Raw genomic sequence first — 7390 nt, 5'->3', positions numbered from 1 at the left:
CACAGGCCCGTCGCCTTGATTTCAACCAGTACCTCGCCCGCCCGCGGACCCTCGAGGTTCACATCCATGATCTCCAGAGGCTTCCCCGCCTCCATCGCAACCGCGGCGCGTGTGCGCATGGTCTTCTCCCCCGCAAATTGAACCTGGGTCTCAATGCCCCTTGGCAAAAAGGCTACATGCCAGCGGCCTGCCGGCACAATTAAGACATAGGTGTGTGTTGGCGGACATGGACAGGAACCGTTCAACTATTAGAGTAGTCGGCGGAGGACACGGACCATGCATATTTCAAGGCGCCTGCTCGCGGCCCTGGCCGCGGTATCGATACCGGGAGCCGGGTTGAGCGCGGATTTTTCGGACCCGACCTGGCCCTGCGTGCAGCGCAAGGTGGAAAGCCTGTCCCTGGGCCTGATGTGGCCGCTCCCGGTCCCTGACGGCGCGCTGCCGGACGCAATCGCCGGTGACGCCGACATCCTGGTCGAAACGCTGGCTCTGCGACGGGTGTCGCTGGAGAAGGCCGCCGTCCTCGTGGACACCTTCGTGGCGGATCACCCCGGCCTGACCGCCGATGACCTTGGCAGGATTTTCAGGGCGGTGTTCGACGGGGGTCAGGCGGACCGGTCGGCGATCATTTCCGGGATCGAACGTTATTCGCTCAAGCAGATCGCCCTATCCGAAGAAATCGACGGCAGCCGGGCCCGCATGTCGGACCTGATGAAGGCGGACGCCCCCGACTACGACAAGGTCGATGAACTGGAAGAAAAGCTGGACTGGGACGAACGCATTTTCCGGGACCGGGCGCAGTCTCTGACCTATGTCTGCGAAACCCCGGTTCTGCTGGAAAAACGCGCCTATGCCATCGCCCAGATGCTGCTGGGCCACGTCCCGGAATGATACGTCATTCCCATTCCAGTTCCGTGTAGGCGACGGTCGCGTTGCGAGCGTTGAAGAGATCGAACAATTGCCAGTTCTCCGCCTCGGAGGCCGCAATATTGCTGGCCGCCGTGCTCAGCGGGTCGCCACGGCCGATGGCGGCACGGGTGTCGGCGGCCAGCACTTCCAGATAGCGGTCCAGATCCTGCGCGCCCGATGGCCAGTTCAGAACTGGTCCGCCATGGCCGGGGACGATGCGGCCGATCTCCAGCATTTTCATTTCCGACAGGACCGAGATCCAGCCCCGCACCGATCCGTCCAGCGCCGGGGCATGGTCGTCAAACACAAGGTCGCCCGTGAACAGGACTCCGCCGGCCGGATCAAGGACCGTGAGATCGTTGCCGGTGTGGGCCGTCGGCCAAGACCGAAGATCCAGGACACGCCCGCCCAGGTCGATTTCCAGCCGGCCGGGCACCGGCAGATCAGGCAGAACGATCTTCGTGCCGATGAACTGCGCGTCTCCGATCAGGCGGCCGAACCCGGCCATATAGCTGTCTCGGCGATCCGCCAGCGCCGGACCCAGTTTTTCATGCCCGACCACGCGCGCCCCGGCTTCGGCGAAGACCGACGTGCCGAGCACATGATCCGGGTGCATATGGGTCAGGATCACATGGCTGACCGGCAGGTCGGTCTTCGCGCGCACCGACCGCCACAACTCTTCGCCCATCCGCCGCGATCCCCCGCTGTCGATCACGGCGACGCTGTCGCCCCCCACGACGAAGCCCGCGTTCGACACGCCGCCCAGGTTTTGCGGCGTGGCCTCGTCGATGGCGCCCTTGAACACGAAGACCCCGTTGGAAAGGTCCTGAACCTCGGCGGCCGGACCCGACGGCTGGCAGCGCGGTTCCCCCTGGACGTGGCTGTCCGGAAACAACGCCGCGACATCCACGGGCCGGCGGGCGAACGCATCGGCACAAGCGGCGGCAGAGGCCCTTTCGAAACCGGGCAGCAGAACGTCGCGGCAGGTTTCCGGCGCCGACAGAAGGCAAAGGGTTACGATGAGTTCGAACATCGGGGCTCCTGTCCGGTTCCGGGATCACTGTATCAAATCCACGTGCGAATCGGCGCATACCCCTAAGTATACGTTTCCCGCCCCCACCCGGCATGGTAGTCTGCGGAACGGTTTCGGGAGATCACAGATGAGAATGCGCTTCCTTGCATCCGCTCTGGCTGTTGTCGCACATGGGGCGATGGCCGATGAACCACCCCGTGACAACCCATTGGCGGATGGCCCCACCTGGGCGGAATTGAAGGGCGATTTCGTCAGCGATGAGAACATCTTGAAGGACGGGTCTCATGTGCTGGACGTGACCGCGCCCTACCGCGCGAACGATGCCGCGACGGTTCCGCTGCTCCTCGCCCAGTCCGATCCGGCGGTTCCGATCAGGACGGCACAGGTCATCATCGACGAAAACCCCGCGCCCATGGCGGCGGATTTCGTCTTCGGTGAGTTGATGATGCCCCTGAACTTCGAACTGCGGGTCCGGGTGAACCAGTATTCCAACATCCGCGTGCTGGCCGAAACCGATGCGGGCACCTACATGAGCGGCCGCTATGTCAAGGCCTCGGGCGGCTGTTCGGCCCCGGCCACGAAGGATCCGGTCGCAGCGCTCGCGACGATGGGCCAGATGCGCCTGAAGCATTTCGACACGGCCGAAAACATGTCGGGCCAGCGCCGCGACGCGCAGATCATGATCCGCCATCCGAATTACTCCGGCCTGCAACGCGATCAGATCACGCAACTTTTCGTCGGCGCGCATTTCATCGACGAACTTCAGGTCTACCAGGGCGACGATCTGCTGTTTTCGATGGAAGGCGGCATTTCGGTGAGCGAAAACCCGGTGTTCCGCTTCACCTATACCGACAACGGCGCGCCTGCCCTGACGGTCCGGGCGCATGACACCGAAGGAAACCTGTTCGAACGGGTTCTTCCCAAGACCGGCGAAAGCTGACGGCGGATTTCAGAAACACCGGATCTCGGCTTCGGCCTGTGCCCGGCGCAGGTCCGAAACCAGCGCCTTTGCCATGGCCGCGGTCCGGAAGATCGACATGCGTTCGCCCCCGACCTGCTGCATCGACAGCACGGTTTCCGCTTCGACATATTGTTCGTAGGGTAGGATCGATGCGATCATGTCGATGGAACAGGAACATTGCAGCAATGCGGTGCGCGTCTGACCGTTGACCGCCATGCACCCGAACACATAATCAGCGCGCGCGGCAGTGGGGTAGTCGTTCAGACGTTCCTGTACGGATTGCGCACCGGCCTGACCGGCGGTAAGGCCCACGGCCAGGACCATGGCGAAGCGGATCATTGCCGGACCTCCTCTCCCGTCAGGATCAGCCTGTTGGAATAGATCGGTTGCGTCTCCGTTTCGCCCGGCACATCGGCGACCAGCGCGCCATACCAGCCGGGATAGTCCTCTGACACGGTGAAGCTCAGCGACAGGTCGCCATACCCTTTCATGCGATCGCGGTTCTCGTCATCGCGAAACGGATGCAGGGTGATCTTCTGTCCGGCCACGTCCCGATCGCCAAAACGCAGGGTCACGGATTCGATCTCGGCGGGCTGAACCAGGGAATCCTTGATCTTGGTGCGGATATAGAACGGGCTGCCGCCGGCCTCATGGGCAACGTCGCGCAGAACGGTTTCGACGAAATACATGACGATGGGATTTCCGACGGAGGCGGGAAACCGTCCAAGCGACTGGTGCTTGTCATCCTGCCTGAAGGTCAGTTGCGCCATGTCGTCGGTCGCAAATGCCATATCCACCGTCCCGGTGCTCCGCCGGGCGCGGTCCAGATCGGCGGCGATCTCCACCTGCCGGTCATAGACCAGAACCGACTGCATACCCAGGTCCGACAATGTCCCCTGCTTGAAGATCAGGTCATAGGCCGGTTCCGCGGCCGCCGGCTGCGCCAGCCACAGGGCCAGTCCGATGGCCATCAAACTCTTTCGCATGTTCAGTCTCCCCCGTCTGTTCAAAGACTATCCGAAACCGGAACCGCGTCACCGGATACTTTGGTCGGCGCAGGCGCCGAAGGTTCAGGCCGAAAGGCTCCCCGTGCGGGTCTTCCAGTCGATCAGGGACCGCAGGCGCGACAGGTTCACGGGCTTGGTCAGCACCGAGAACCGGTTCGCCAGTCCTGCATCCTTCACGTGGTCTTCATGGTTGGCCGTGATCATGATCGCCGGGATCGGCGATTTCAGGGCGTCGCGCACCGACAGGATGGCCTGCACGCCGGTGTCCTCTCCGTTCAGATGGAAGTCGGCCAGAATGATATCGGGCGCCATGCCGATGTCCTGCACCAGATCCAGCGCCTCCTGCGTGCTTTTCGCCGCCAGAACGCTCGCGCCCCAGCTTTCCAGTTTCTGCGTCATCGCATAGGCGACGCCCGGATCGTTCTCGATCAGCAGGATGATCAGGTCCATGTCCTGATCCGCGTGCGCAGCAATGGACCGCACGGTGACGGCATCGGTCGGATTCGGTTCAACGATGGGCAAAGTCAGGGAAAAGACCGACCCGACGCCGGGTTTGGAGCGGACCGAGACGGGATGGCCCAGGAGCCGGCAGGCACGTTCCACGATCGACAGGCCCAACCCCATGCCCTGGCTGTTCCGGCTCGATGCCCCCACACGAGTGAATTCCTTGAATATCCGCTTCTGGTCGCTGCGGGAAATGCCGATGCCGGTGTCCCAGACTTCGAGCGTCACGGTGTCACCATGCCGGCGGCACCCGACCAGGATGCGGCCCTTTTCTGTGTAGCGAATGGCATTGTCGACGAAATTCTGCACTGACCGCGCCAGGTATCTCTGGTCGCTTCTGACCCAGAGCCCGGACTTGACCACCCGCAGATCAAGCCCCTTTTCGACGGCAAGCTGCCCGAGGTCCTCGACAACGCCGCGCAGCACCTCATCCAGGGAAAACGACGTCACCACCAGGCTGGTGTCAGTGGACTCCAGCCTCGCGATATCGAGCAATGCGCGCAACAGGTCTTCGATCGACCGGAAGGAACTGTCCAGCCGGCGCACGGTTTCCCGTGTTTCCCCCTGCCCGCAGCCGTCCGTGAGCGATGAGATCAGCAGCTTCGCGGCATTGATCGGCTGGAGCAGATCGTGGCTTGCGGCGGCAAAGAACCGGGTCTTGGACGACATCGCCGCCTCGACTTCGGCTTTGGCGACCCGCAGGTCCTCTTCGACCCTGGCCTGTTCGTCATACTGGCGGCGCAGCTGCACGTTGGCCTCGGTCAGTTCGGAGGTGCGCGCCATCACCCGCATCTCGAGCATCTCCGTGGTCTGGAATTCGACCGTCACGTCCATCACGTTGATGATGCAGCCGCCGTCGGGCAAGGGGTGCATGTCGATGTCCAGAATCCGGTCGCTGATATGGCGCACGCGCTGGCGCAGATTGCCCGCGCGGCGCAGGAACCGGATCAGGCTGGCGAAATCGTCATGCGGCAGCTCGCCGACGAAGGCCTGGGCCTTGAGATATTCGATGATCTGCCCGAATGACGTTCCCACCGCGGTCAGCTGGATCGGCAGGGTCAGCAGCGCCCCGAACTGGGCGTTGTTGATCAGCAGCGTGCCTTCGGCGGAAAAGGTCGCGACCCCCTGGGGCATGTGATCGAAGGCCGCTTGCAGAAAATGTTCCTGCTCGTCGATCAGCCGGTTCTTTTCGAGCCGGTTGCCGCGCACGACCGCGGTGATCTCCGTTTGCAGGATCACCGTGTTGTCCGACCGGGTCCGACGCGACGTGATGACGAACCAGCGGTCGTTCTTCAGGCCAAAGACGAATGGCGCCGCCGGTCCTTCGCCAAGCTTCAGGATCGCGCGGCGCAATCCGAACCGGTTGAATCCGTCGCGCGGGCGGATGCTGCCGCTCTTGGCCAGCGCCTCCACATAGGCCGAGAACTCCAGCCCTTCCTGCACCGACTCCTCGATATCGGGGATCAGGAACTTGAAAAAATCGTTGAAGACCCGCAGCCGTCCTTCAGCGAAGAGCGCGAACCCGCCTTCCATCGTGTCCAGCGCGTCCTGCAGGGTGCGCTGGGTCTGCGCCCGTTCCTCTTCGGAGGTTTCGAGCTGGTTGCTCGCGCGGCCGAGCGTGGTGAGCGCGTCTTCGAGATCGCGGGTCTTTTCGGACACCTTGCTTTGCAGCCGGATCGCGGATTGGAACAGGGAATAGGCGGACCCGCCCAGTTCATGTTGCTGGTTGGCACGTTGCACCAGCGCGTCGATGATCCGGGCCTGGCGGCGCACCTGAACGTCCAGCGGCTCGTCCGGATCGATCATGGCCGCAATGTCCGTCCCGGCGGAAAGAAGGCGATGCCCACGAAGGTCTGGTTCATATGCACCCCGCGATGCTGTTCGCCGTAGGTGTTGAACCCGAGAACCCGATGCGAAGACAGAATCCGCGACGCTTCGGAAATCACCTCGTTCTGTTCGATCTCCAGCCGGCGCAGCACACAGTCAAACCCGAGCACGAAATCGGGCCGTTGCCCCTCCGGCCCCAGAACCGACAGTTCCGCCTCCAGCGTCTGGAGGATCTCCTTGCCCTGACCCAGTGTCAGCACCAGCCCGTTTTCGATGGCCGACAAGAAGGCGAGACTGTTCCCGTCGACGACCTGCTGGATCGCCCGCACATGCCAGGTGTCGTGGTTGCGCACCAATACCGGATTTTCGGCAAAGACGCGCGGCGACAGTTCGGAAACGTCATGACCGACGAGGCGGGCGTATTCCGATGCCGCCGGAGCGCCGTTGATCTCGGTCACGATCCGGTCTTCCGGCTGCGCGTCGGTGACGACCAGTTGCCGGTCGGTCGGCATGAAATGGTCGAATTCCAGGCCAGTGAAATCCAGGTCGGTTTCCACGAGCAGCAGCAGCGCCGCGTTGGAATGGCATTTTCCGCCATGCAGAACATAGGTTTCGTCAAAGGCCAGACCGTGCCCCGCAGATCCTCCGAAACTCGGCAGGTCCCCGAGACCGGCGTCCAGCGCGGCCACCAGCACATCTTCCTGCTTGGACAGGCCATCCGCGAAGATCACCGCGAACCGGTTCCAGTTCGCGGTCCTCTGGAACCGGTCGGCCAGGGTTCGCGCCTGAAGCGCGGTGGCCTCGATCGACATCTGTTTCAGCGGATGGATCAGGCTGGACGCGCAGCGGAAATGCCGGCGCGGGAAAGCCACCAGCAGAAGCGTGTCGTTCTCGTAGCCGCCGGGCGTGATCTGTCCGGCCGTGGTGCACCCGAAAACGGGCGCGTTGGGCAATGTCCGCGTCAGCGCCTGCGAGACCCGGTCGTGATCCAGCCGGTCGGGCACGAAGGCCAGAACGAAACAGATGCTTTCCCGATCCAGTTGCGCGGCCGCCTGCTGCACCGCAAGGTCCGGGTCGCCCGCATAGGACACTCCGAAATTGACCAGCTTGGGTGTTCCAAGCGTCTGCGGCGGATGCAGGTTCATGGCC

The 7390-nt window shown here is 63.1% G+C and carries 7 protein-coding genes and 1 pseudogene; 2 read left to right on the top strand and 6 right to left on the bottom strand.

Annotation, left to right across the window (positions count from 1 at the left end; all coding sequences use genetic code 11):
• Positions 1 to 119: pseudogene (locus QO034_RS19760) on the bottom strand (S-(hydroxymethyl)glutathione dehydrogenase); the annotation flags it as partial.
• Positions 120 to 276: 157 nt separating this feature from the next.
• Between QO034_RS19760 and QO034_RS19755 the strand changes: the two are divergent.
• Positions 277 to 891 (top strand): hypothetical protein, encoded by a 615-nt coding sequence (locus QO034_RS19755; protein WP_284487247.1) that lies wholly within the window; start codon positions 277 to 279, stop codon positions 889 to 891.
• A 4-nt stretch (positions 892 to 895) separates the two neighbouring features.
• Here QO034_RS19755 and QO034_RS19750 read toward each other — a convergent pair whose 3' ends face one another.
• Positions 896 to 1942, bottom strand: a complete 1047-nt coding sequence (locus QO034_RS19750; protein ID WP_284487246.1) for a quinoprotein relay system zinc metallohydrolase 2 — start codon at positions 1940 to 1942, stop codon at positions 896 to 898.
• 127 nt (positions 1943 to 2069) lie between these two features.
• Here QO034_RS19750 and QO034_RS19745 point away from each other — a divergent pair, with 127 nt between their 5' ends.
• A complete protein-coding gene (locus QO034_RS19745) occupies positions 2070 to 2882 on the top strand; it encodes a quinoprotein dehydrogenase-associated SoxYZ-like carrier (protein WP_284487245.1) in 813 nt (270 codons plus the stop codon).
• Between the two features lie 9 nt (positions 2883 to 2891).
• Here the strand turns inward: QO034_RS19745 and QO034_RS19740 are convergent, their stop codons facing one another.
• The 4 genes from QO034_RS19740 to QO034_RS19725 all read right to left on the bottom strand — a co-directional run bounded on the left by QO034_RS19740 (position 2892) and on the right by QO034_RS19725 (position 7386).
• Entirely contained in the window at positions 2892 to 3242 is a 351-nt protein-coding gene (locus QO034_RS19740; protein ID WP_284487244.1) for a hypothetical protein, read from the bottom strand.
• Entirely contained in the window at positions 3239 to 3889 is a 651-nt protein-coding gene (locus QO034_RS19735) for a hypothetical protein (protein ID WP_284487243.1), read from the bottom strand. Before QO034_RS19735 ends, QO034_RS19740 begins: the two co-directional genes overlap by 4 nt.
• 84 nt (positions 3890 to 3973) lie before the next feature.
• Positions 3974 to 6220: a hybrid sensor histidine kinase/response regulator gene (locus QO034_RS19730; protein ID WP_284487242.1), complete on the bottom strand. Its 2247-nt coding sequence runs from the start codon at positions 6218 to 6220 to the stop codon at positions 3974 to 3976.
• Positions 6217 to 7386: an FIST N-terminal domain-containing protein gene (locus QO034_RS19725; protein ID WP_284487241.1), complete on the bottom strand. Its 1170-nt coding sequence runs from the start codon at positions 7384 to 7386 to the stop codon at positions 6217 to 6219. Before QO034_RS19725 ends, QO034_RS19730 begins: the two co-directional genes overlap by 4 nt.
• Positions 7387 to 7390: the final 4 nt, after the last annotated feature.

Source organism: Sedimentitalea xiamensis, assembly GCF_030164465.1.
GTDB classification, from domain to species: domain Bacteria; phylum Pseudomonadota; class Alphaproteobacteria; order Rhodobacterales; family Rhodobacteraceae; genus Sedimentitalea; species Sedimentitalea xiamensis.
The sequence above is the reverse complement of the archived record's forward strand: the minus strand, read 5'-3'. Positions and strand labels throughout refer to the sequence as shown.